Origin of the sequence: Janibacter cremeus (assembly GCF_029395675.1) — a bacterium.
In the GTDB taxonomy this organism is placed as follows: Bacteria; Actinomycetota; Actinomycetes; order Actinomycetales; family Dermatophilaceae; genus Janibacter; species Janibacter cremeus_A.
Genome location: NZ_CP115184.1, coordinates 1,375,032 through 1,397,616 on the forward strand (window position 1 = coordinate 1,375,032; position 22,585 = coordinate 1,397,616).

General features: G+C 71.0%; 20 protein-coding genes. 8 read left to right on the forward strand and 12 right to left on the reverse strand.

From position 1 onward, the window contains the following. Positions 1-48 precede the first annotated feature (48 nt). Positions 49-2,655: a DEAD/DEAH box helicase gene (locus tag O9K63_RS06365; protein WP_277241593.1), complete on the forward strand. Its 2,607-nt coding sequence runs from the start codon at positions 49-51 to the stop codon at positions 2,653-2,655. Then, positions 2,652-2,936 carry a DUF4031 domain-containing protein gene (locus O9K63_RS06370; protein ID WP_277241595.1) on the forward strand — a complete coding sequence of 95 codons (285 nt, stop codon included), beginning with the start codon at positions 2,652-2,654 and terminating at the stop codon, positions 2,934-2,936. The genes O9K63_RS06365 and O9K63_RS06370 overlap by 4 nt, the downstream gene beginning before the upstream one ends. Here O9K63_RS06370 and O9K63_RS06375 read toward each other — a convergent pair. Genes O9K63_RS06375 through O9K63_RS06385 form a run of 3 tightly spaced genes read right to left on the reverse strand, consistent with a single transcriptional unit; the run spans position 2,893 to position 4,949 of the window. Next, positions 2,893-3,552, reverse strand: coding sequence for an HD domain-containing protein (locus tag O9K63_RS06375; RefSeq protein WP_277241596.1), 660 nt, complete (start codon positions 3,550-3,552; stop codon positions 2,893-2,895). The genes O9K63_RS06370 and O9K63_RS06375 overlap by 44 nt on opposite strands. 11 nt (positions 3,553-3,563) lie before the next feature. Next, positions 3,564-3,983, reverse strand: a complete 420-nt coding sequence (locus tag O9K63_RS06380) for a VOC family protein (RefSeq protein WP_277241598.1) — start codon at positions 3,981-3,983, stop codon at positions 3,564-3,566. Positions 3,984-4,037: 54 nt separating this feature from the next. Beyond that, positions 4,038-4,949: a LysR family transcriptional regulator ArgP gene (locus O9K63_RS06385; protein WP_277241600.1), complete on the reverse strand. Its 912-nt coding sequence runs from the start codon at positions 4,947-4,949 to the stop codon at positions 4,038-4,040. A gap of 69 nt (positions 4,950-5,018) precedes the next feature. On the opposite strand from O9K63_RS06385, the gene O9K63_RS06390 reads away from it, so the two are divergent. Further along, the gene (locus O9K63_RS06390) at positions 5,019-5,615 is read left to right on the forward strand and encodes a LysE/ArgO family amino acid transporter (RefSeq protein WP_277241602.1); all 597 of its coding nucleotides are present in this window, start codon (positions 5,019-5,021) and stop codon (positions 5,613-5,615) included. A gap of 2 nt (positions 5,616-5,617) precedes the next feature. Here the strand turns inward: O9K63_RS06390 and hflX are convergent, their stop codons facing one another. Next, positions 5,618-7,144: a GTPase HflX gene (gene hflX, locus O9K63_RS06395; protein WP_277241604.1), complete on the reverse strand. Its 1,527-nt coding sequence runs from the start codon at positions 7,142-7,144 to the stop codon at positions 5,618-5,620. Positions 7,145-7,229: 85 nt separating this feature from the next. Between hflX and O9K63_RS06400 the strand changes: the two genes are divergently transcribed. Further along, positions 7,230-8,663 (forward strand): amino acid permease, encoded by a 1,434-nt coding sequence (locus tag O9K63_RS06400; RefSeq protein ID WP_277241606.1) that lies wholly within the window; start codon positions 7,230-7,232, stop codon positions 8,661-8,663. Here O9K63_RS06400 and O9K63_RS06405 read toward each other — a convergent pair. After that, positions 8,633-10,153 carry an alkaline phosphatase D family protein gene (locus tag O9K63_RS06405; protein ID WP_277241608.1) on the reverse strand — a complete coding sequence of 507 codons (1,521 nt, stop codon included), beginning with the start codon at positions 10,151-10,153 and terminating at the stop codon, positions 8,633-8,635. The two genes, O9K63_RS06400 and O9K63_RS06405, sit on opposite strands and share 31 nt — an antisense overlap. A 93-nt stretch (positions 10,154-10,246) precedes the next feature. Continuing rightward, positions 10,247-11,953, reverse strand: coding sequence for a glycerol-3-phosphate dehydrogenase/oxidase (locus O9K63_RS06410; protein WP_277241610.1), 1,707 nt, complete (start codon positions 11,951-11,953; stop codon positions 10,247-10,249). Positions 11,954-12,056: 103 nt separating this feature from the next. Here O9K63_RS06410 and glpK point away from each other — a divergent pair, with 103 nt between their 5' ends. Then, on the forward strand, positions 12,057-13,589 hold the full coding sequence (gene glpK / locus O9K63_RS06415; protein WP_277241612.1) for a glycerol kinase GlpK: 1,533 nt from the start codon (positions 12,057-12,059) through the stop codon (positions 13,587-13,589). A 24-nt stretch (positions 13,590-13,613) separates the two neighbouring features. Here glpK and O9K63_RS06420 read toward each other — a convergent pair whose 3' ends face one another. Beyond that, the gene (locus O9K63_RS06420; RefSeq protein WP_277241614.1) at positions 13,614-15,077 is read right to left on the reverse strand and encodes an HNH endonuclease signature motif containing protein; all 1,464 of its coding nucleotides are present in this window, start codon (positions 15,075-15,077) and stop codon (positions 13,614-13,616) included. Between the two features lie 146 nt (positions 15,078-15,223). On the opposite strand from O9K63_RS06420, the gene O9K63_RS06425 reads away from it, so the two are divergent. Then, positions 15,224-15,838: a class I SAM-dependent methyltransferase gene (locus tag O9K63_RS06425; RefSeq protein WP_277241615.1), complete on the forward strand. Its 615-nt coding sequence runs from the start codon at positions 15,224-15,226 to the stop codon at positions 15,836-15,838. Between the two features lie 4 nt (positions 15,839-15,842). On the opposite strand, the gene dapF is transcribed toward O9K63_RS06425, so the two are convergent. From dapF to miaB, 5 genes are all read right to left on the reverse strand, one after another. Then, a complete protein-coding gene (dapF, locus tag O9K63_RS06430) occupies positions 15,843-16,712 on the reverse strand; it encodes a diaminopimelate epimerase (RefSeq protein ID WP_277241616.1) in 870 nt (289 codons plus the stop codon). Further along, positions 16,709-17,647 (reverse strand): tRNA (adenosine(37)-N6)-dimethylallyltransferase MiaA, encoded by a 939-nt coding sequence (miaA, locus tag O9K63_RS06435; protein ID WP_277241618.1) that lies wholly within the window; start codon positions 17,645-17,647, stop codon positions 16,709-16,711. Before miaA ends, dapF begins: the two co-directional genes overlap by 4 nt. Further along, positions 17,644-18,240: a peptide deformylase gene (def, locus tag O9K63_RS06440; protein ID WP_277241620.1), complete on the reverse strand. Its 597-nt coding sequence runs from the start codon at positions 18,238-18,240 to the stop codon at positions 17,644-17,646. The genes miaA and def overlap by 4 nt, the downstream gene beginning before the upstream one ends. 88 nt (positions 18,241-18,328) lie before the next feature. Further along, positions 18,329-18,892 carry a YceI family protein gene (locus O9K63_RS06445; RefSeq protein ID WP_277241622.1) on the reverse strand — a complete coding sequence of 188 codons (564 nt, stop codon included), beginning with the start codon at positions 18,890-18,892 and terminating at the stop codon, positions 18,329-18,331. Positions 18,893-19,096: 204 nt separating this feature from the next. Continuing rightward, positions 19,097-20,635, reverse strand: coding sequence for a tRNA (N6-isopentenyl adenosine(37)-C2)-methylthiotransferase MiaB (miaB, locus tag O9K63_RS06450; protein ID WP_277241623.1), 1,539 nt, complete (start codon positions 20,633-20,635; stop codon positions 19,097-19,099). Between the two features lie 156 nt (positions 20,636-20,791). Between miaB and O9K63_RS06455 the strand changes: the two genes are divergently transcribed. Continuing rightward, the gene (locus O9K63_RS06455) at positions 20,792-21,544 is read left to right on the forward strand and encodes an amino acid ABC transporter ATP-binding protein (RefSeq protein WP_277242277.1); all 753 of its coding nucleotides are present in this window, start codon (positions 20,792-20,794) and stop codon (positions 21,542-21,544) included. Positions 21,545-21,603: 59 nt separating this feature from the next. Continuing rightward, on the forward strand, positions 21,604-22,482 hold the full coding sequence (locus O9K63_RS06460) for a glutamate ABC transporter substrate-binding protein (RefSeq protein ID WP_277241624.1): 879 nt from the start codon (positions 21,604-21,606) through the stop codon (positions 22,480-22,482). The last annotated feature ends 103 nt before the right edge of the window (positions 22,483-22,585 follow it).

Consider the following 22,585-nt stretch of genomic DNA (forward strand, 5'->3'; position numbering starts at 1 on the left):
GACCCGTGGTGGCCCCCCGACCACACCGCCTGCCACGATGAGGCCACGATGACGTCCACAGACACCGCGCCCCAGCACCTCACCATCCCGACCGGGACGGACCCCGACGACGTCTTCGAGCGCTTCTCGCGGTGGTCGACCGATCGGGGACTCAACCTCTACCCGCACCAGGAGGAGGCGCTCCTCGCACTGCTGGGTGACGACCACGTCGTGCTGGCGACGCCGACCGGCTCCGGGAAGTCGCTCGTGGCCACCGGCGCCATCGCGCACGCCCTCGCGAAGGACCAGGTCGCCTTCTACACCGCCCCGATCAAGGCGCTCGTCAGCGAGAAGTTCTTCGACCTGTGCGCGATCTTCGGCGCCGACAACGTCGGCATGCTCACCGGTGACGCCTCGGTCAACGCCGACGCCCCGATCATCGTGTGCACCGCCGAGGTCCTGGCCAACCTCGCCCTGCGCGAGGGCAGCACCGCCGACGTCGGGCTCGTCGTCATGGACGAGTTCCACTACTACGCGGAGCCCGAGCGGGGCTGGGCGTGGCAGGTGCCGCTGCTCGAGCTGCCGCAGGCGCAGATGCTGCTGATGTCGGCCACCCTGGGCGACACCCGCGCGATCGAGGAGGACCTCGCCGAGCGCACCGGACGTGACGTCGTCGTGGTCGACGACGCCGAGCGTCCCGTGCCGCTGACCTTCTCGTGGGCGATGACGCCGCTGCAGGAGACGATCGAGGAGATCCTCGAGTGGCGGCGAGCGCCCGTCTACGTCGTCCACCAGACGCAGGCCAAGGCCGCGGAGCACGCCCGACTGCTGCAGACGATGCGGCTGCTGACCACGGACGAGAAGGAGGCCCTCGCCGCGCGGTTGTCGACCTTCCGCTTCTCCGCCGGTTTCGGCCGCACCCTGTCGGCGATGCTGCGCCGCGGCGTCGGGGTGCACCACGCCGGGATGCTCCCCCGCTACCGGCGCCTGGTCGAGCAGCTCGCCCAGGCCGGCCTGCTGAAGGTCATCTGCGGTACCGACACCCTCGGTGTCGGCATCAACGTGCCGATCCGCACCGTCCTGTTCACCTCGCTGACGAAGTTCGACGGCACCCGCCACCGCGTGCTGCGGGTGCGCGAGTTCCTCCAGATCGCCGGGCGCGCGGGTCGTGCCGGGTACGACACCGAGGGGTACGTCGTCGTCCAGGCGCCCGAGCACGTCATCGACAACCACCGCTCGCTGGCCAAGGCCGGCGACGACGAGAAGAAGCGCAAGAAGGTGCAGCGCAAGAAGGCACCCGAGGGCTTCGTCGTGTGGACCGAGGACACCTTCACCAAGCTGACGACGGCCGCCCCGGAGACGCTGCGCTCCCGGATGAAGGTCGACAACGCGATGATCCTCAACGTCGTCGCCCGACCCGGGGATCCCGTCGCCGCCCTCTCCCGCCTCACGAGGGACAACCACGAGGAGGCGAAGGGGAGGTCCCGCCTCGCCCGTCGCGCCATCCGCCTGGGGCGCAGCCTCCTCGACTCCGGGGTCCTGGAGCGTCTCGACGAGCCGGACGGGACGGGCCGGACGGTGGAGCTGACCGTCGACCTCCCCCGGGACTTCGCGCTCAACCAGCCGCTCGCCCCCTTCGCCCTGGCCGCCCTCGACCTGCTCGACCCGGACGACCCGGCCCACGCCCTCGACGTCGTCTCGACGATCGAGGCCGTCCTCGAGGCTCCGCGAGCAGTCCTCATGGCCCAGCAGCACGCGGCCCGCGGCGAGGCGATCGGCGAGATGAAGGCCGACGGCATCGAGTACGACGAGCGGATGCGCCTGCTCGACGAGATCACCTGGCCGCAGCCGCTCGCCGAGGAGCTCACCGCCGCCTTCGAGACCTACCGGCAGACCCACCCGTGGCTGCCCGAGGAGGCGCTGATCCCCAAGTCGGTCGTCCGGCTCATGTGGGAGGAGGGGATGTCCTTCGCGGACTTCGTGCGTCGCTTCGAGCTCGGGCCGCGCGAGGGGCTGGTGCTGCGCTACCTCACCGACGCCTACCGGACCCTCACCCGTACCGTGCCCGACGCCCACTCCTCCGCGGAGCTGGAGGAGATCGTCGAGTGGCTCGGCGAGACCGTCCGCCAGACCGACTCCTCGCTGCTGGACGAGTGGGAGGCCCTGACCAACCCGGACGAGCACACGCCCGGCCTCGTCAGCCACGAGGAGGCGGCTCCTCCGCCGCGCCCGCTGAGTGCCCGCAAGGGTCCCTTCCGGGCGATGGTCCGCGGTGCACTGTGGCAGCGGGTGGACAAGGCCTCCCGCGACGACCTCGACGCGCTGGCGGCGATCGAGACCGCGGCTGCCGAGCTCGCCGACGACGGTCGCTCCCCCGTGATGCGCCGCGACGACTGGGACGTGGCGCTGGGCGACTACTGGGACGAGCACGACCGGATCGGCACCGACCAGGACGCCCGCGGACCCCACCACCTGCACATCGAGGAGGCGACCGGGCCGCCCCCGGGGGTCGACGACGCGAAGGACCCGGCGGACGTGCGGCTGTGGCTCGTGCGGCAGACACTCGCCGACCCGGCCGGCGACCACGACTGGGTCATCGAGGCCACCGTCGACCTCGACGCCTCCGACCGGATCGGTGAGGCGGTCGTGCTGGCGACGGCGCTGAGGCAGCTGTGATCCTCATCGACCCGCCCACGTGGCCCGGCTGGGGCCGCACGTGGAGCCATCTCGTCTCCGACTCCTCGATCGAGGAGCTGCACGACTTCGCCGGTCGGCTCGGGCTCCCGGGCCGGCTCTTCGACGAGGACCACTACGACGTGCCGGTCGAGCGCTACGACGAGGCCGTCGCCGCCGGGGCGGTCGAGGTCAGCGGGGCGCAGCTGATCCGCCGGCTGCTCGCCAGCGGACTACGGGTCACTCAGGCGCAGCGAGCCGGTCGATCTCCCGGGCCAGGTTGACCCGCGCGCGCTCGGTCCACTCCAGGTGGGCGTGGTCGGTCAGGTACAGCCGCTCGCGGGTGAGGAAGGGGGTCAGGACCGCGGTCCTGCCCCGCGCGTAGTCGGCGGCCCGCACCTGCCGGTACTCCAGGCGCACCTGGTGGCAGTAGGAGTCGAAGCGCTCGGCCGGCGCGGAGAGGATCCACAGGTCCGCGTCGTGGAAGGCCTTGGTCGCCGGGTCGTCCGTGGTCATCTCGTGGGTCGCACTCTCGCGCACCAGCCTTGCGACCCGCAGGACGTCGTCTTCGGCGAGACCGAGCTGTCGCAGCCGGTCCTCGGCCAGCCGCGCGGAGGCCTCCTCGTTGGCCCCGGCCTCCACCCCGGCGTCGTAGACGGCGTCGTGGAACCACGCGGCCAACCCCGCCAGGTGACGGTCGCGTCCGGGCAGCTCGCCGCCGTCGGCCAGCTCCTCCAGCGCGGCGAGCACCTCCGCCAGGTGGACCGCGTCGTGGTATCGCCGATGGTCCTCCAACCAGCGATCCAGCAGATCGGTGCCCGCGGCGAGCACGACGTCCCTGCCCGCGCCGGCGCCCAAAGCGTCGACGTCGGTGAGCCACCGGCTGCGGAGGGTCTCCACGAGAGCCGCCGTCAGCCCTGCGTCGCGTCCCCGGCGATGTTGACCATCCACGGCGTGCCGAAACGGTCGGTGAGCATGCCGAACTCGTCGCCCCACATCTGCTTCGCCAACGGCATGACGACGTCAGCACCCTCGGCCAGGGCCTCCCAGTAGCCGCGCAGCCGCTCGGGCTCGTCGCCGCTGATGCTGATCGACATGCCAGCACCCTCGAGCTTCGGGGCACCGGGCGGCGAGTCGCTGGCGAAGATCGTGTAACCGGCGTCGGTCTCGAGGCTGGCGTGCATCACCTGGTCGGCGATGTCACCGGCGTCGGGCATCGCCTCGCCGAAGGTGTTGATGACCAGCTCACCCCCGAGCACCGATCGGTAGAACTCCATCGCCTCGCGGCAGGTGGCGTCGAAGGTCAGGTAAGGGTTCAGTCGAGTTGCCATGAGAACCATCCTCGGGTGCGGCCGCGGGACCGTGCGGGCCCCTCGTGACCAACGCTAGTCGGCTCCGGCGACAGTCGGTGGACCCGCGCCCCGACGCGCGGGTCGCAGCTGCCGGGCGGCGTCGTGGACCGCTTCGCCCAGACGGGTCATCCTCGGGGTCCCGAGGGTCCACACCTGCCAGTACAGGGGGACGTCGCGGTGGGCGCGTCGGCGCAGCAGGACGAGCGCGCCGGTCTCCAGGTCGTCGCCCAGCTGCGCCTCCGGCACCATCGCCCAGCCGAGCCCGGCGCGCGCGGCCGCGACGAATCCCTCGGACGATGGGACCTGCGAGGACGGCGGGGCGGTGGTGACGCCGAGGTCGCGCAGCACGCTGCGCTGCAGGTCGTCCTTGGCGTTGAAGTGCAGCACCGGCATCGACCCCCAGTCGACCCCCCTGCCCCGGGCGAACCGCTGCGCCAGCCGGGGTGCGGCCACCGGCAGGTAGCGCATCGCTCCGAGCGGCTCGGTGCGGCAGCCCGCGACCGGGGTCGGGTCGGCCGTGACGGCCCCGACGACGGACCCGCGGCGCAGGTGGTCGGCGCTGTACTCCTCGTCCTCGACCTCCAGCTGGAGCCGGACGTCGTCCCACCCGGCGGCGACCCCGAGGACCGGCTCGAACCACGTGGCCAGCGAGTCGGCGTTGACGGCGACGGGAAGGTCGACGGCGGCGTCACCCCCTTCGCCCATCGCCGCGCGGGCGTCCTCCTCGAGGACGACCATCTGGCGGGCCGCTCGCATCAGCGCCTCACCCGCGGTCGTGGCGCGGCACGGCGTCGTCCGCTCGACGAGGACCCGGCCGGCGTCCCGCTCCAGTGCCTTGATCCGCTGGCTGACCGCGGACGGCGTGATGTGGAGGGTCCGGGCCGCGGCGTCGAAGGTGCCGTGGTCGACGACGGCCAGGAGGGCACGCAACTGATCGATCTGCATGAAGCAATGCTAATGATCGTGCAGAATCATTCGCTGGGCTGCATGCTCGGAACTGCTTAGCGTGGACCCGTGCTCACCACTGCCGTCGCCGGGACGCTCACCGGACTCGCCCTCATCATCGCCATCGGCGCGCAGAACGCCTTCGTCATGCGCCAGGGACTGCGTCGGGAGCACGTCCTTCCGGTGGTGCTCATCTGCATCGGCGCCGACGCGGCGCTCATCCTGCTCGGGACGGCCGGTGTCGGTGTCGTGGTCTCCTCCCACCCCGGGCTCGTGCGGGTGGTCACCTGGCTCGGGGCCGCCTACCTCGTCGGCTACGGCCTGCTCGCGCTGCGCCGGGCGGCCGCCCCCGAGGGCCTGTCGGTCGACGCCGCCCCGGCCTCGCGGGGGTCCGTCGTGCTGACGACGCTCGCGCTGACCTTCCTCAACCCGCACGTCTACCTCGACACGGTGCTCATGCTCGGGTCGATCGCCAACGGCTTCGGCGAGGAGCGGTGGGCCTTCGCCGGGGGCGCCGTGGTGGGCAGCGTCGTGTGGTTCACCGCTCTGGGCGTCGGCGCGCACGCGCTGGCCGGCCCCTTGGGCCGCCCCCGCACGTGGCGGGTCGTCGACGGCGTCATCGGGGTGATGATGATCGCCCTCGCGGTGCGGCTGACGACCGCCTGAGGTCAGGCGGTCGTGGCGACGAAGGGGGCCAGCTCGGCGGCGAGGTCGGGCATCACCTTCGCGCGCACCCGCGTGCCCTGGGCGATGTGCTCCTCGGAGACGAGGTCGGCCTCGTCGTGGAGCCGGCTGACGAGGTCCCCGCGTGAGTAGGGCAGGAGCACCTCGATGTCGATGTCCGGCCTGGGGAGCTCGGCGGAGACGAGCGCGAGCAGCTCATCGATGCCTTGCCCGGTGCGCGCGGACACGGCGATCGAGTACTTCTCGTGGCGCAGGATCCGGTCGACGACCTCCGGGTCGGCCAGGTCGGCCTTGTTGACGACGACGATCTCCTTGACGTCCGTGGCGTCGACGTCGGCGAGGACACCGCGCACGGCGGAGATCTGGCCCTCCGGGTCGGGGTGGGAGCCGTCGACGACGTGCAGGAGCAGGTCGGCGTCGGCCACCTCCTCGAGGGTGGAGCGGAAGGCCTCGACGAGCTGGTGCGGCAGGGCGCGCACGAAGCCGACGGTGTCGGTGAGCGTGTACTCGCGCCCGTCCTCGGTCTCGGCCCGGCGGACGGTGGTGTCCAGGGTCGCGAAGAGCTGGTTGTCGACGAGGACACCGGCGTGCGTGAGCCGGTTGAGCAGGGTCGACTTGCCCGCGTTGGTGTAGCCGGCGATGGCCACCGCGGGCACGGCGTGGCTGAGGCGCTGGGAGCGACGGGTGTCGCGGTGGGTCTTCATGCCCGCGAGGTCGCGCTTGAGCTTGGCGATGCGGGAGTTGATCCGACGACGGTCCAGCTCGATCTTCGTCTCACCGGGACCACGCGAGCCCATGCCGAGACCGCCGGCTGCCTGGCCACCGGCCTGCCGGGACATCGACTCACCCCAGCCACGCAGGCGCGGCAGGAGGTACTGCAGCTGGGCGAGCTCGACCTGGGCCTTGCCCTCACGGGACTTCGCGTGCTGGGCGAAGATGTCGAGGATCAGCGCCGTGCGGTCGATCACCTTGACCTTGACGACGTCCTCGAGGGCGCGCCGCTGGCTCGGCGCCAGCTCGGTGTCGCAGATCACGGTGTCGGCGCCCTCGGCGAGGACGATCTCGCGCAGCTCGGCGGCCTTGCCGGAGCCGAGGTAGGTGCTCGGGTCGGGGTTCTGCCGGCGCTGGAGGACGCCGTCGAGGACCTCCGAGCCCGCCGTCTCGGCGAGCGCGCCGAGCTCGCGGAGGGAGTTCTCCGCCTCCTCGACGGTGCCGTCGGTCCAGACGGCGGCCAGGACGACCCGCTCCAGGCGCAGCTGGCGGTACTCGACCTCGGTGATGTCCTCGAGCTCGGTCGACAGTCCCGCGACACGGCGCAGTGCGGTGCGCTCCTCGCGGTCGAGCTGGTCACCGTCGTACCCGCCGTCGACGAATCCGTCGGCGTCGTGGGTGGGGTCGGCGAGCGCGGAAGCCCGCCGGGAGAGGACCCGGTCGATGGTCGGGTCGGTGTCCGGGGCGACGGTGTCCGTGTCGTCGTCGCCGTACTGGTCGCTGCTCAGTGGTTCTGTCATGTTCTCCTCAGGGTCTCATCAGGGAACACCCCAGGGCCAGTGATTACTCCCGCGGCGGCCCCTCGACTACGTACTCTCGGCTCCCATGTCCGAGTCCCACGAGCTCTCTCGCGGCCTGAACCCGCGCCATGTGCAGTTCATCGCCATCGGCACGGCGATCGGCACCGGCCTGTTCTTCGGCTCCTCCGAGACGATCCAGGCCGCCGGACCCGCCGTGCTGCTGGCCTACCTCGTCGCCGGGTCCATGGTCTTCGTCGTCATGCGGGCCCTCGGCGAGATGGCGGTGCGCCACCCCGTCGCCGGGTCCTTCGCGCAATACGCAGGGTCCTTCCTCGGGCCCTTCGCCGGCTTCATCGTCGGGTGGGTCTTCTGGCTGGAGCTGGCGGTCGTCGCGATCGCCGACATGACGGCCGTGGCGACGTACATGGGGCTGTGGTTCCCCGGAGTGGCCGGGTGGGTCTGGATGGTCGCGGCGATCGCCGTCATCGGGGCGCTGAACCTCATGGCCGTCCGGGTCTTCGGCGAGATGGAGTTCTGGTTCTCGCTGATCAAGGTGGTCGCCATCCTCGCGCTCGTCGTCGGCGGGCTCGCGCTCATCCTCTGGGGGCGGGAGGTCGGCGGCACGACCCCGGACTTCGCGCACCTGTGGTCCCACGACGGCTTCGCCCCCTTCGGTCTGTGGGGCATCCTCATGAGCTTCAGCGTCGTCGTCTTCTCCTTCGGCGGCATCGAGACCCTCGGCATGACCGCGGGCGAGGCGGACGATCCCAGCCGCTCCATCTCCCGGGCGGTCAACACCGTGCCGTTCCGCATCCTGCTCTTCTACGTGGCCGCGCTGGCGATCATCATGTCGATCATGCCGTGGACCGAGGTCACCGGTGAGTCCTCGCCCTTCGTCGCGGTCTTCAGCGCCCTGCAGGTCCCGGCCGCGAAGCACGTGATGAACTTCGTCGTCCTCACCGCCGCGCTGTCGGCGATGAACGCGATCTTCTACGCCTGCTCGCGCACGATGTACGGCCTCGCCGAGCAGGGGCACGCACCGAGGTCCTTCCTGCACCTGTCCAAGCACGGGAACATCCCGGTCGTCCCGGTCCTGTCGATGTTCTTCACCGGGGCTGTCGGTCTCGTCCTCTTCCTCACGATCGACGAGCGGCTCTTCTTCTTCGTCGCGGCGATCGCAACCTTCGCGACGGTCTTCACCTGGCTGATGATCCTGCTCGCCCACTGGCGCATGCGGGTGCGGATGGCGCGGGAGGGCGCCGCGGACACCAGCTACCGGATGCCCCTCTTCCCCCTGCTCAACGCCGTCGCCACCGCGTTCATGGTCTTCGTCGTCGTGCTGCTGGCCACGACCGAGAGCGGCCGCGATGCCTTCCTCGTCGGGGCGGGGGCCCTGGCGTTGCTCACGCTGGCCTACGTCACCCTCGTGCGGGGCCGCGGGCGTGAGCGCATCGAGCTCCCTGGCCGCGAGACCAGTGAGGCGGCGACTCAGGCCTCGGGCGTCAGTTCCCGCGTGTAGAGCACCGTGCCCTCGCGGTCGCGCAGGGTAACGACGAGCACCCCGTCGACCGAGATGTCGGCGTGCCCGAAGAATTGGTTGCCGGCGCGCGGCGACTGGTTCGGGTAATCGGCGGCCTTGACGAAGTCGACCCTCGGCCCGAAGGTCCCGTCCATCTCGTTGGGCCCGAAGGTCCCGGCGTTGATCGGCCCGGCGACGAACTCCCAGAACGGGCTGAAATCGGTGAAGGCGGCGCGCTCGGGGCTGTAGTGGTGCGCCGCGCAGTAGTGGACGTCGGCGGTGATCCACACGACGCCGGGCACGTCCTTGATCTCCCGCAGCAGCCACGCCAGCTCGAGCTCGCGGCCGAGCGGGGCGCCGGGGTTGGCGTTGGCCAGTGACTCCTGCATGTCCCCGTCCGGGACGATGATGCCCAGCGGCAGGTCGGAGGAGATCACCTTCCAGGTGGCCCTCGAGCGCTGCAGCTCACGGGCCAGCCAGCGGACCTGCTCCCGCCCCATCAGGGGTGTGCGCTGCTGCTCGGTGCCGTCGGTGTTCTCCCCCTTGAACGTGCGCATGTCCAGGCAGAAGACGTCGAGGTGCCTGCCGCGCTCGATCTTGCGGTGGATGCGACCCTCCCGGTCGTGCTCGCTGCTGATCGGCTGCCACTCCCACCACGCCTGCTTGGCCCGGGCGGCCAGGACGTCGACGCGTCGCTCGAGGTCGTAGCGCGGGTCCTCGAGGACCTCGCCGGGCCACCAGTTGTTCGTCGTCTCGTGGTCGTCCCACTGGGCGAGGACGGGCACGTCGGCGTACATCGCGCGCAGGTTGTCGTCCATGTGGTTGTAGCGGTGACGTCCGCGGAACTGCGCGAGGGTCTGCGCGACGACCTCGACCTCGGGGATGAGCAGGTTGTGCCACACCTGCCCGTCGGGCTCGGTCACGCTCCGCTCCAACGGCCCGTCGGCATAGATCGTGTCGCCGCAGTGGACGAAGAAGTCCGGCCGCGTCTCGTGCATGGCCCGGTAGGCGAGGTACCCACCGATGTCGGGGTTGATCCCCCAGCCCTGACCCGCGGTGTCCCCGGTCCAGACGAAGGACTGCGCGGCCGGACGCTGGTCGGCGGTGGTGAAGCTCGCCGTGGCGGACTCGCCGATGTGCCCGTCCTCGGTCTCGAAGGCGAGGTCGACGGCGTAGTCACGACCGGGCGCCAGGCGGCACAGGTCGAGCGTGCCGGTGAGGTCGCTGGCCTCGTCGACCCATGGGCCGGTCACGACGTGGCGCGAGCGGCCGGGGCCGTGCACGGTGGCGACGAGGCGCGAAGGGCGGTCCGCCCGGGCCCACACGATCGCCCGGTCGGTCGTGACGTCACCGGAGGCGACGCCGCTGGTCAGCAACGGGCGACCGGACCTGGACTGGTACGGCAGGGCAACGGCCGTGGTCGGGACGGCGAGGGTCCCGGCTGCGGCGAGGGCGGACGTGACGACGGTGCGGCGGGTGGGATCGGCCATGAGCGGATGCTGACAGCGCCACATGGACTCCGGGTGTGACCGGGGTGACGCGCACGTGGCGGCGTGCTCACGCCTGGGTGGATGTGGGGCTGCTCACCCCTTCGCCAGCGTCCTGATGTCGGTGGCCTGGGCACGCTCGGCGTCGGCCCGCTCGTCCTCGCTCATCTGCTGCGAGTCGATCTCGGCCTCCACCCGCCGCAGGTAGTGGTCGATCTCGGAGCGGGTGCGATCGTCGTCCCACCCGAGCTCGTCGGCGAGGATGCGACCGGCGGACTCGGCCGCCTCGACGCCGCGGTCGGTGGTCTCGATGGAGATCCGGGTGCGGCGCGTGAGCAGGTCGTTGAGATGCAGCGTGGCCTCGTGGCGCGCGGCGTGGACGACCTCCACCGTGAGGTACTCCTCGGCACCGGGCAGCGGCGTGGCGAGGGACCGGTCCTCGTCGATGAGCGCGAAGAGGTCGACGGCGAGGGAGCCGTACCGATCGAGGAGGTGGGTGATCCGCCACGGCGGCAGGTCGTGGCGCCGGCTGAGGGTGTCGAGCTGGTTGACCAGCGCCTGGTAGCCCTCGGCGCCGACGAGGGGGATGTGCTCGGTGACGCTGTCGGGGACGCCTGCGGACAGGTCCTCGCGCGCGGCGTCGACGGCGTCGGCGGCCATGACGCGGTAGGTCGTGTACTTGCCGCCGGCGATGGAGATCAGGCCCGGCTGCGGGCGCGCCACCGCGTGCTCACGGCTCAGCTGCGAGGACTCCTCGCTCTCCCCCGCGAGCAGCGGCCGCAGGCCGGCGTAGACGCCCTGGATGTCATCTCGGGTCAGCGGGGTGAGCAGCACGCCGTTGATCTGGTCGAGCAGGTAGTCGATGTCCGCGGCGGTCGCGGACGGGTGGGCGCGGGAGAGGTTCCAGTCGGTGTCGGTCGTGCCGATGATCCAGTGGGTGTTCCACGGGATGCAGAAGAGGACCGAGGACTCCGTGCGCAGGATCAGCCCCGTCTCGGAGTTGATCCGGTCGCGCGCCACGACGAGGTGCACGCCCTTGCTCGCGCGGACGTGGAAGCGGCCGCGTCCACCGGCCATCCGCTGGATGTCGTCGGTCCACACGCCGGTGCAGTTGACGACGACGGAGGCGCGCACCTCGGTCTCCTTCCCGCTCTCCACGTCGAGGACGCTCGCCCCGACGACTCGCTCGCCGGCGTGGAGCAGGCCGGTGACCTTGGCCGAGTTGAGGACGGTCGCGCCGTAGGCCGCGGCCGTGCGGACCACGGTCAGCGTGTGGCGGGCATCGTCGCACTGGGCGTCGTGGTAGATCAGTCCGCCGTGGTGCGCGGAGGGTTTCAGGCCGGGCGCGATCCGGCGGACTCCCCCCTTCGTCAGCTGCTTGGTGCGCGGCACCGACCGGGCGCCCCCCATCGTGTCGTAGAGCGTGAGCCCGGCGGTGACGTACGGCCGCTCCCAGACCGGGTGCGAGAGGGGGTAGAGGAAGGAGACCGGCTTGACCAGGTGCGGCGCGATCCGGGTGAGCATCAGCTCCCGCTCCTGGAGGGCCTCGCGCACGAGCCCGAAGTTCAGCTGCTCGAGGTAGCGCAGGCCGCCGTGGAAGAGCTTGCTCGAGCGCGAGGAGGTCCCGGAGGCGAAGTCGCGCTGCTCCACGAGCGCGACCTTCAGGCCCCGGGTGGCGGCGTCGAGGGCCACACCGGCGCCGGTGACGCCCCCGCCGACGACCAGGACGTCGAGATCCTCCTCCGCGAGGCGGTGCCAGGCCGATGCGCGCTGCGCGGCGTCCAGGGGGGTGGCGACGGGCATGGTTCCTCCGATGGTCCGGGGCGAAGGGGGCGGCTCCCCTTGTCCGCCAACGGTACGTGCCGATCCACCCGGCCCGGGTGGGTGACCTGCGAGGATGCCGAGCATGAGCACCTCCACGACGTACGTGCTGGCCATAGACCAGGGCACCACGAGCACCCGCGCCATCGTCTTCGACCGCGACGGGGGCGTCGTCGCGACCGACCAGATCGAGCACGAGCAGATCTTCCCCCGGGCCGGATGGGTGGAGCACGACGCGCTGGAGATCTGGGAGAACACGCGCCGCGTCATCGGCGGCGCGCTCGGGAAGGCCAACCTCAGCAGCGGCCACATCGAGGCGATGGGCATCACCAACCAGCGCGAGACGACGGTCGTGTGGGAGAAGGCGACGGGACAGCCCATTTACAACGCCCTGGTGTGGCAGGACACGCGGACGCAGGCGCTCGTGGACTCGTTGGCGCAGGACGGGGGGACCGAGCGCTTCAAGGACGTGTGCGGGCTGCCGCTCGCGACGTACTTCGCCGGGCCGAAGATCTCCTGGATCCTCGACCACGTCGACGGCGCCCGGGCGCGGGCCGAGTCCGGCGAGCTGCTCGCGGGCACCATGGACACGTGGGTGCTGTGGAACCTCACCGGTGGCGCGGAGAACGAGGGCGTGCACGTCACCGATGTGACCAACGCGTCCCGCACGATGCTGATGGACCTGCGCACCCTCGCGTGGGACGAGGAGCTCTGCGCGGCCATCGGGGTGCCGATGCAGCTGCTGCCGCAGATCCGGTCCTCGTCAGAGGTCTATGGGGAGTGCCGGCCGGGCGTGCTCAACGGGACACCGGTCGCGGGGATCCTCGGTGACCAGCACGCGGCGACCTTCGGGCAGGCGTGCTTGGAGCCGGGGACGGCGAAGAACACCTACGGCACGGGCAACTTCATGCTGCTCAACACCGGCTCCGAGATCGTCACGAGCGACACCGGGCTGCTGACCACGGTCTGTTACAAGCTCGGCGACGCGGACCCGGTCTACGCGCTCGAGGGGTCCATCGCGGTCACCGGGTCACTCATCCAGTGGCTGCGCGACAACCTCGGGCTCATCTCCTCCGCACCTGAGGTCGAGGACCTCGCGACGAGTGTCGAGGACAACGGCGGGGTGTACTTCGTGCCGGCCTTCTCCGGTCTCTTCGCACCGCACTGGCGTCCCGATGCGCGCGGCGCGATCGTCGGGCTGACGCGGTTCGCGAACAAGGGGCACATCGCCCGGGCCGCGCTGGAGTCGACGGCGTACCAGACGCGCGACGTGCTCGACGCGATGCAGGGCGACGCCGAGCGGGCAGGCGGGCGCCTGACCGAGCTCAAGGTCGACGGCGGGATGGTGGCCAACGAGACGCTCATGCAGTTCCAGGCCGACATCCTCGGGGTGGACGTGGTCCGCCCGAAGATCGCGGAGACGACGGCCCTCGGCGCGGCCTACGCCGCCGGCCTGGCCGTCGGGTACTGGGAGTCGACGGACGAGATCACCGCGAACTGGCAGGAGGACGTGCGCTGGAGCCCGCAGATGGACTCCGACGAGGTGGCGCGACTGATGCGCAACTGGGCCAAGGCCATCACCAAGACCCTTGACTGGGTGGACGAGGACGTGGTCTGACGCGGCCGACACCCGGCCGAAGGGTCAGGCCGCCAACAGCTCCTCGTAATGGATCTCCATCGGAGACCGGGCATGTCCCACCGCAGCCCGGCCATGACCGAGCAGTGGAGCTGCCACGGAGGTGAACTGCGACCCCGTCGGCGTGGTGACTCTGACCGTGTGCGGCGTGCCGGCGCCGGGGTCCAGGCCGGTCGAGATGACCTCTGCCCTCCAGCCGGGTTCCTCCTTGACCAGGTTGTGCCGCTGGCAGCCGCCCATGGCGTTGGCCGCGGATGTGCCTCCGCCGCGAGCGAAGGACACGACGTGGTCGACCTGTCGGGCCGGGGCGTCGCACCAGGGCACCCGACAGGTCGCGTCTCGCAACCCGATCAGCTGCCTCAGCACGCCGCTGAAGAGTCGGCGGCTGGAGTCCATCGCCACGAGGTCGCGACCACCCGGAGCGGTCCACAACCGACGCAGCCACGTCTCGGTCCCGGTGTCGCACAGGCGAAGGAGGTGCTCGCGAGCCATGTCACCGGGGACGGCGCCCCAGCCGGGGATCTCGACCTCGTCCGCCAGCTCCTCGGCGTCACCCGGCCGACCAGTGCGCGCCCCTGCCCTCGGCACGACCGCGTCCTCGCGCATGACGAGCCCGACCTCGACCGGCTGGACCTGCCCCTCGTCCCGACCGGACAACAGCTCCAGCGCCGTGTCGGCCAGCCAGGCACCACGCCCCCGCTCATCAGCGGCTCGGGCGGCGTCGGCTTCGGGGTCTCCGGTGGCGACGTAGCGAGCCTGCTCGGCGGACGTGAGGGCCGCGTACGCGCCCACGACATCAGCGAGCGGCCCCAGGATGCTCAGTCGGGCCATGCCGTCCGGGGCCGGCCGGACACCGACATGGCGCGAGGCGGCAGCCCGGCGACGCCGCTCGACGATGGCCTCCTGATCGAGGTCGATGCACACGCGCTGGGCCGCGGCGGCGAGCGCTCGGTCACCCATGGTCGACAGGTCCCCCGCTAGACGCCGATCGGCCTCCGTCCGGTCCGCCCGCGAGAGGCAGGACGTCTCTCGCGCCACGATCAGAGCCCGTGACTCGCTGATGTCACCTGCCGTCAGCGCCGACATCGTCATCGGCAGGTCATGAACGAGGGCCTTGGCCGCTCCCACGTGCCGGTCCGCCTGCCACGGCGAGCACCGGCGGGCCAGGGCGACCTCCGCGCGGGTGGCGCTGCGTCGACACGAGGCGTCGCGCCGGGAGATCTCCTCCCGCACCAGAGCCTGCTGCGTGAGGGAGTCCCGGTCCTCGACGAAGCGCGCGGTGGCACGCGCCTGCAGCGCGGCAGCGGCGCCCTTCGTCGCCTCGAGAGTGGTGACGACGTGCAGGAGATCGGCCTCGGAGAGCCCGTCGACAGCGGCCCCGCTCAGCGCTCCGAGCAGGTCGTCGAGCTGGTCCGGCAGCACGGCAGAACCCTCGCCCTCGGGTGCTGCCTCTGGCGTCTGCTCGATCATCGCGTGGCCTCCTGTCACTCCATACTCGAACACCTGTTCGAACAAGTCAAGAGCTCGGCGCGAGCTTTTCCCGTCCTCTGGGGGGATTCGCTGCCCACCCCGAGCAGCGACGGGGCATCACCGACCACCACGCCTAGGGTGTCCTCGTGACCGAGCCGACCAACCACTACTTCACGGACTCCCCCGCTGCGGCGGATGCCGAGCGGCGGCAGCTGCACACCCACCTCGCGGGACGTGACGTGACGGTCGAGACGGCCGGCGGGATCTTCTCCCCAGGAGGTCTGGACAAGGCGACGGCGATCCTCCTCGACGAGGTGCCGGACCCCCCTTCGTCAGGGGACCTGCTGGACCTCGGCTGCGGGTGGGGCCCGATCGCGCTCACCCTGGCCATGCGATCCCCCGAGGCCACCGTGTGGGCCGTCGACGTCACCGAGCGCGCCCTCGACCTCACCCGCCGCAACGCGCAGGCCCTCGGCCTGGACAACGTGCGCGCGGTGCGGCCGGACGAGGTGCCGAGCAGCACTCCCTTCGCCGCGATCTGGTCCAACCCGCCGATCCGCATCGGCAAGCCGGCCGTCCACGAGCTGATGCGCACCTGGCTGCCCCGCCTGGCGAAGGGGGCCGACGCCCACCTGGTCGTCGGCAAGAACCTCGGTGCCGACAGCCTGCAGCGCTGGATCACCAACGAGCTCGGCCTGCCGACCGAGCGCACGGCCTCGAGCAAGGGCTTCCGGGTCCTCCGCGTCAGCCGCCCCGTCTGATCGGTCAGACGAGCGTCGTCGTCCCGTCCGCCACGAGCTCCGCCGGCCCGGCGAGCTCGACCTCGCGGCCGGGCAGCAACCGCACCTGCAACGTGCCACCGGGCACCTCGACCCTCACCCGCCCGGGAGCATCGACGTCCCCGGACCAGAACGCCATGCCGATCGCGGCGGCACACACACCGGTACCGCAGGAGCGGGTCTCCCCCACCCCGCGCTCGTGCACGCGCATGGAGATGTGCCCGGGGCCGAGCACGCGGACGAACTCGACGTTGCTCCCCTCCGGCGGCGTCGGGTTGACGACCGGCGGAGTGAGCAGCCGAAGACCGTTGAGCGAGACCGTCTCCGGGAGCGCGACGACGGTGTGCGGGTTGCCCAGGTCGAGCGAGAGCGCCGAGTACGGCTCGGTGACCGCCTCGGCCTCCTGGACGTGCACGAGGGCGTCGAAGCCGTCTGCGTGGGCCGTCGCCTCGTCGACGAACCGCCACGTCCCCATGTGCGTGACGACGTGGTCGCCCTCGAAGCGGATGCGCTTGAGCCCGGCCCGCGTGGCGAGGGCGAACTCGTCCCCGACCAGCCCCTCGCGCCGCAACCAGGTGGCGAGGACGCGCGTGCCGTTGCCGCACATCTGGGCCAGCGACCCGTCGGCGTTGCGGTAGTCCATGAACCACTCGGCCTCACCGGCCAGCGCGCGCACGGACTCCTCCGCGGCGGCGGCCGTCGGCACGATCCGGATGACGCCGTCACCACCGATGCCGGCGTGCCGGTTGGCGAGCAGGGCGGCCTGCTCCGACGTGAGCTCGAGCTCGGCGGAGAGGTCGGGGACGAGGACGAAGTCGTTCTCCGTGCCGTGGCCCTTGGTGAAGCGCAGCGTCATGGCGTCCATTCTGCAGGAGGATGCCGGGTCGGCCGTCCGGCGAGGGCGGTGGCCGTCTCCGCCAGGCCCGGGTCCGCGGCGTCGCGCCACTCGACCCGGTGGTCGGGCCGCCACCACGACTCCTGCCGTCGGGCATAACGGCGGGTGGCCTGCGCGGTCTGCGCGATCGCCTCCTCGCGGGTGATCCGGCCGTCGAGCTCGGCCAGCGCCTGCGAGTAGCCGATGGCCCGCGACGCCGTGCGCCCGCGACGCAACCCGGCGGCATCGAGCGCGCTCACCTCCTCGAGCAACCCGTCCGCCCACATCCGTGCGGCGCGGCGCTCGATCCGCGTGGTCAGCGCGTCCCAGTCGTCGCGCAGACCGATGACGAGCGAAGGGCGTCGGTAGCGCTTCGTCGGTGCCGTCGCCGAGAAGGGACGGCCGGTGATCTCCACGACCTCGAGGGCACGGATGATCCGGCGGATGTTGTTGGCCTGGATCGCCTCGGCGGCGGCCGGGTCCACGGAGCGCAGCCGGGCGCGCAGTGCGGCCACGCCCCCTTCGCCCTCCGCCTCGGCCTCGAGCCGGGCCCGCACGGTCGGGTCCGTCGGCGGGATCTCCAAGTGGTCCAGCGCGGCGCGCACGTACAGACCCGACCCGCCGGCGAGCACGGGCAGCCGCCCACGGGCGAGCACCTCGGCGATGGCCGTCTCGGCCCGCTCCTGGTAGTCGGCGAGGGTGGCCTCGTCGGTGACCTCGAGGACGTCGAGGACGTGGTGGGCGATCCCGCGCCGCTCGTCGACGGGCAGTTTGTTCGTCCCGATGTCCATGCCCCGGTATAGCTGCATGGCATCGGCGTTGACGACCTCACCCCCGAGCGACTCGGCCAGGTCGAGCGCCAGGTCGGACTTGCCGGTGGCCGTGGCCCCGACGACGGCGATGACCTGCGGGATCACAGGCTCTCGTCGGACTCCTCGTCGTGGCCGAAGGGGTCCGGGCCCTCGCCGGGCGTCCACGTCAGCCCCGGGACGCCCCACTCCTCGGCCCTGACGATCTTCTTCGCCTTCTTCTTCCACTTCTCGTTCAGCCGGTCGACGTAGAGGAAGCCGTTGAGGTGGTCGTACTCGTGCTGCATGCACCGCGCGAACCATCCCGTCGCGGTGAAGGAGAGCTCGTTGCCGTCCACGTCGTAGCCGGTGACCTCGGCCCGCTCACCGCGGCGAAGGGGGAAGGAGTACCCGGGCACGGACAGGCAGCCCTCGGACTCGTGGTCGCGATCGGGCTCCCCCACGGCCGGCTTGGTGGGCTTCACGAAGGGGTTGATGATGTGACCGCGGCTCGGCACGCCGTCCTCGTTGGCCATGTCCCAGGTGAAGACGCGCAGGCCGACCCCGATCTGCGGGGCGGCCAGACCGACGCCGTGCGCCGCGTCCTGGGTCTCGTGCATGTCCGCGATGAGCGTGCGCAACGACTCGTCGTACTCGGTGATCGGCTCCGCCCGGGTGTGCAGGACCGGCTCACCGTAGATGGTGATGGGGTGGATGGTCATGAGCGGTATCTTCTCGCACTGCCCACCCATGACGAAGCCGGGGCCGGCTCAGGGGCGCCGGCCCCGGCTCCGCGGGGGTGTCGGGAACTCAGGCCTTGATGGCGGAGATCTCGAGGTTGAGGGTGATCTTCTTCGAGACGAGGACGCCGCCGGTCTCGAGCGCGGCGTTCCAGGTCAGGCCCCAGTCCTCACGGTCGACCGAGGTGACGGCGGTGAAGCCGGCGCGGACGTTGCCGAAGGGGTCCTGGGCGGTGCCGTCGTAGGTGGCCTGGAGGGCGACCTCCTTGGTGACACCCTTGATCGTCAGGTCGCCGACGAGGTCGAAGTTGCTGCCGGAGACGTCCTGGACGCGCTTGGCGACGAAGGTGATCTCCGGGTACTGCTCGACGTCGAAGAAGTCCTCCGACTTCAGGTGGCCGTCACGGTCCGCGGAGCCGGTGTCGACGGAGGCGGTCTTCATCGTGGCGTTGGCCGTCGAGTCGGCGAAGTTCTCGGCGATCTCGATGGTGCCCTCGAGGTCGCGGAAGTAGCCGCGGACCTTGGTGACCATGGCGTGGCGGGCGACGAAGCCGACCTCGGTGTGGCTCGGGTCGATCGTGTACGTGCCGGTGGCGAGGTCCTGCAGGGTGGTGGCGGTGCTGACGTCGGTCATGGGGAACTCCTTTGTGGGGGGTTGGACGGAGGCGGTTGGCCTGTCGTTGTGGGTACAACATTAGTGGATCATTGTTGAAACGTCAACTACTGCCTCGCGCCGAGCTCGCTCGGACTTCCGGTCGGTGCGGGGACACGGCGAAGGGGGTGGGTCACCCTTGACGGTGACCCACCCCCCTTCGTCGTGCGCGGCTGCGCCGAGCGGCTATGCGCCGCAGGCGGGCTCAGTGGCCGCGACGGGCTCGGGAGCACCGATGCGCGGCATCCCCAGGGAGACGCTCGGCTTGGCGACGGTCCCCTCGGCACCCTTGTCCTGCAGGGCCGCCCACGCGTCACCGCCCTTCGTCCGGCGCACGGAGAAGGCTCCGCCCTCGAGCGCGGAGTCCGCGACGAGGTGGTGCGGAGCGCCGTAGGTGACGCCGACGGTGACCATGTCGCCCGGACGCGGGCGCTCGGACTCGGGCAGGCCCTCCGGCAGGGCGAAGTGGACGAGCCGGTTGTCGCGGGCCCGGCCGCTCAGGCGGGCGGTCTCCCGGTCCTTGCGCCCCTCCCCCGTCGCGACGAGGACCTCGAGCTCGCGGCCCTCCTGCGCACGGTTGCCGGCCCAGGAGATCTCCTCCTGCACCTCGACCAGGCGCTCGTACCGGTCCTGCACGACCTCCTTGGGCACCTGGTCGGGCATCGTGGCCGCCGGCGTGCCGGGGCGGATGGAGTACTGGAAGGTGAAGGCGGAGGAGAAGCGGGACTCGCGCACCACGCGCAGCGTCTCGGCGAAGTCCTCCTCCGTCTCCCCCGGGAAGCCGACGATGATGTCGGTGGTGATCGCCGCGTCCGGGATCTGCTCGCGCACGCGGTCGAGGATCCCGAGGAACTTCGTGGAGCGGTAGCTGCGGCGCATCGCCTTGAGCACCCGGTCGGAGCCGGACTGCAGCGGCATGTGCAGGCTCGGCATGACGTTGGGCGTCTCGGCCATCGCGTCGATGACGTCGTCAGTGAAAGCGGCCGGGTGCGGGCTGGTGAAGCGCACCCGCTCCAGTCCCTCGATCTCGCCGCACGCGCGCAGCAGCTTGCCGAAGGCGTACCTGTCGCCGAACTCCACGCCGTAGCTGTTGACGTTCTGCCCCAGCAGCGTGACCTCGACGACGCCCTGGGCGACGAGCGCCTCGAGCTCGGCGAGGATCTCGCCGGGGCGGCGGTCCTTCTCCTTGCCGCGCAGGGCGGGGACGATGCAGAAGGTGCACGTGTTGTTGCAGCCCACCGAGATCGACGTCCAGCCCGAGTAGGCGGAGTCGCGGCGCGTCGGCAGCGTCGAGGGGAAGGTCTCGAGCGACTCGAGGATCTCGACCTGCGCCTCCTCGTTGTGGCGCGCGCGGTCGAGCAGCGCGGGCAGCGAGCCGATGTTGTGCGTGCCGAAGACGACGTCGACCCACGGGGCCTTCTCGACGATCGTCGCGCGGTCCTTCTGCGCCATGCAGCCACCGACGGCGATCTGCAGGTCGGGGTTGCGCTGCTTCAGGGGGCGGAGCATGCCGAGGTTGCCGTAGAGCTTGTTGTCGGCGTTCTCCCGCACCGCGCAGGTGTTGAAGACGACGACGTCGGCGACCTCGCCGCGGTCCTCGGTGGGCACGCTGGCGATGTCGGTGTACCCGGCGGTCTCGAGGAGGCCGGCGAGGCGTTCGGAGTCGTGGACGTTCATCTGGCACCCGTGGGTGCGCACGTCGTAGGTCTTGGGCGTTGCAGTCATGGCCCCACAAGGGTACGTCCGGGCGAAGGGGGGACCACACCCCTCCGGAGGATCCGGCCCGCAGGCAAAGGATTCATCACGAAGACGCGCCGGGACCCCACCGGTGTCCTGCGTCACGTTAGGTTTGCCCGCATGACCGTCACCCCACCCGAGAGCATGACCGCTGCCCGAGGCGAGCCACTCGTGGTGCTCGACGACGTGCAGAAGTGGTTCGGGGACCTCCACGTCCTGCAGGACATCGACCTCTCGATCAAGCGCGGCGAGGTCGTCGTCGTCATCGGCCCCTCCGGGTCGGGCAAGTCCACCCTGTGCCGCGCCATCAACCGTCTCGAGCCGATCGAGTCCGGCACCATCACCCTCGACGGGCAGGCGCTGCCCCAGGAGGGCAAGGCCCTGGCCCGGCTGCGTGCCGAGGTCGGCATGGTCTTCCAGAGCTTCAACCTCTTCGCCCACAAGACGATCCTGCAGAACGTCACCCTCGGACCGATCAAGGTCCTGGGCCAGAGCAAGGCGGACGCGGACAAGCGGGCCAAGGAGCTGCTCAACCGCGTCGGCATCGCCGAGCAGGCCGACAAGTACCCGGCCCAGCTCTCCGGCGGCCAGCAGCAACGCGTCGCCATCGCGCGGGCCCTGGCGATGGAGCCGAAGGTGATGCTCTTCGACGAGCCGACGTCCGCACTGGACCCGGAGATGATCAAGGAGGTCGTCGACGTCATGGTCGACCTCGCCGAGCTCGGCATGACCATGGTCGTCGTCACCCACGAGATGGGCTTCGCCCGCACCGCCGCCGACCGCGTCATCTTCATGGCCGACGGACGCATCGTCGAGGAGAACACCCCGACCGAGTTCTTCACCAACCCCCAGTCCGATCGCGCCAAGGACTTCCTCGGCAAGATCCTCGAGCACTGAGACCACCACCGCAACGCCACACAGCTCGAACGCGAGCACGGAGGGAAAGAGGAAGACCCATGGCACTGAAGAAGACCAAGGCCTTCGCCACGATGGCCGCCCTGGCACTGACACTGGCCGCCTGCGGCGGCGGGGGAGGCGACGACGTCGCCGTCGAGGACAGCCCCGAGTTCGACTCTGGCACCACCATGGCCGAGCTCGCCGACGCGGGGAAGGTCACCATCGGCGTGAAGTTCGACCAGCCCGGTATCGGCTACATGCCGCCCGGCGCCGACGTGCCCGAGGGCTTCGACATCGAGATGGCCAAGATCGTCGCCGGCAAGCTCGGCATCGCGCCCGAGGACATCACCTGGAAGGAGACGGTCTCCGACAACCGCGAGCCCTTCCTGGAGAACGGCACCGTCGACCTCGTCCTCGCCTCCTACTCGATCACCCCGGAGCGTCGCGAGGTCGTCGGCCAGGCAGGCCCCTACTACGTGACCGGGCAGCAGCTGCTCGTGCGCGAGGAGGACAAGGACAAGATCACCGGCCCCGATGACCTCGAGGGCGTCAAGACCTGCTCCGTGACGGGCTCGACGTCCATCAAGACCGTCGAGGAGGAGTTCGGGGCGGAGCCGGTGCCCTTCGACACCTACTCCGCGTGCGTGACGCAGCTGGAGAACGGCTCGGTCGACGTGGTCACCACCGATGGCGCGATCCTCCTCGGCTACGCCGCCGAGACCCCCGACGAGCTCGAGGTCGTCGGCGAGGCGTTCAGCGAGGAGCGCTACGGCATCGGGTTCCAGAAGGACGACGCCGAGATGTGCGAGTTCCTCACCACCACGCTGACCGACTCCTTCGAGGACGGCTCGTACGACGAGGCCTTCCAGAGCACGCTGGGCGAGTCCGGTGTCGAGACGCCGGAGCCCCCGGCCGTCGACGAGGGCTGCACGGCCTGACCGGAAAGGCTCCTCGCCGGGCCGGGGCCGACCGGACGCGTCATTCCCCGGCCCCGGCCCGACGAGGAGCCCTGACCCAGCCCATCCCGAGGCCGCGAGAGGA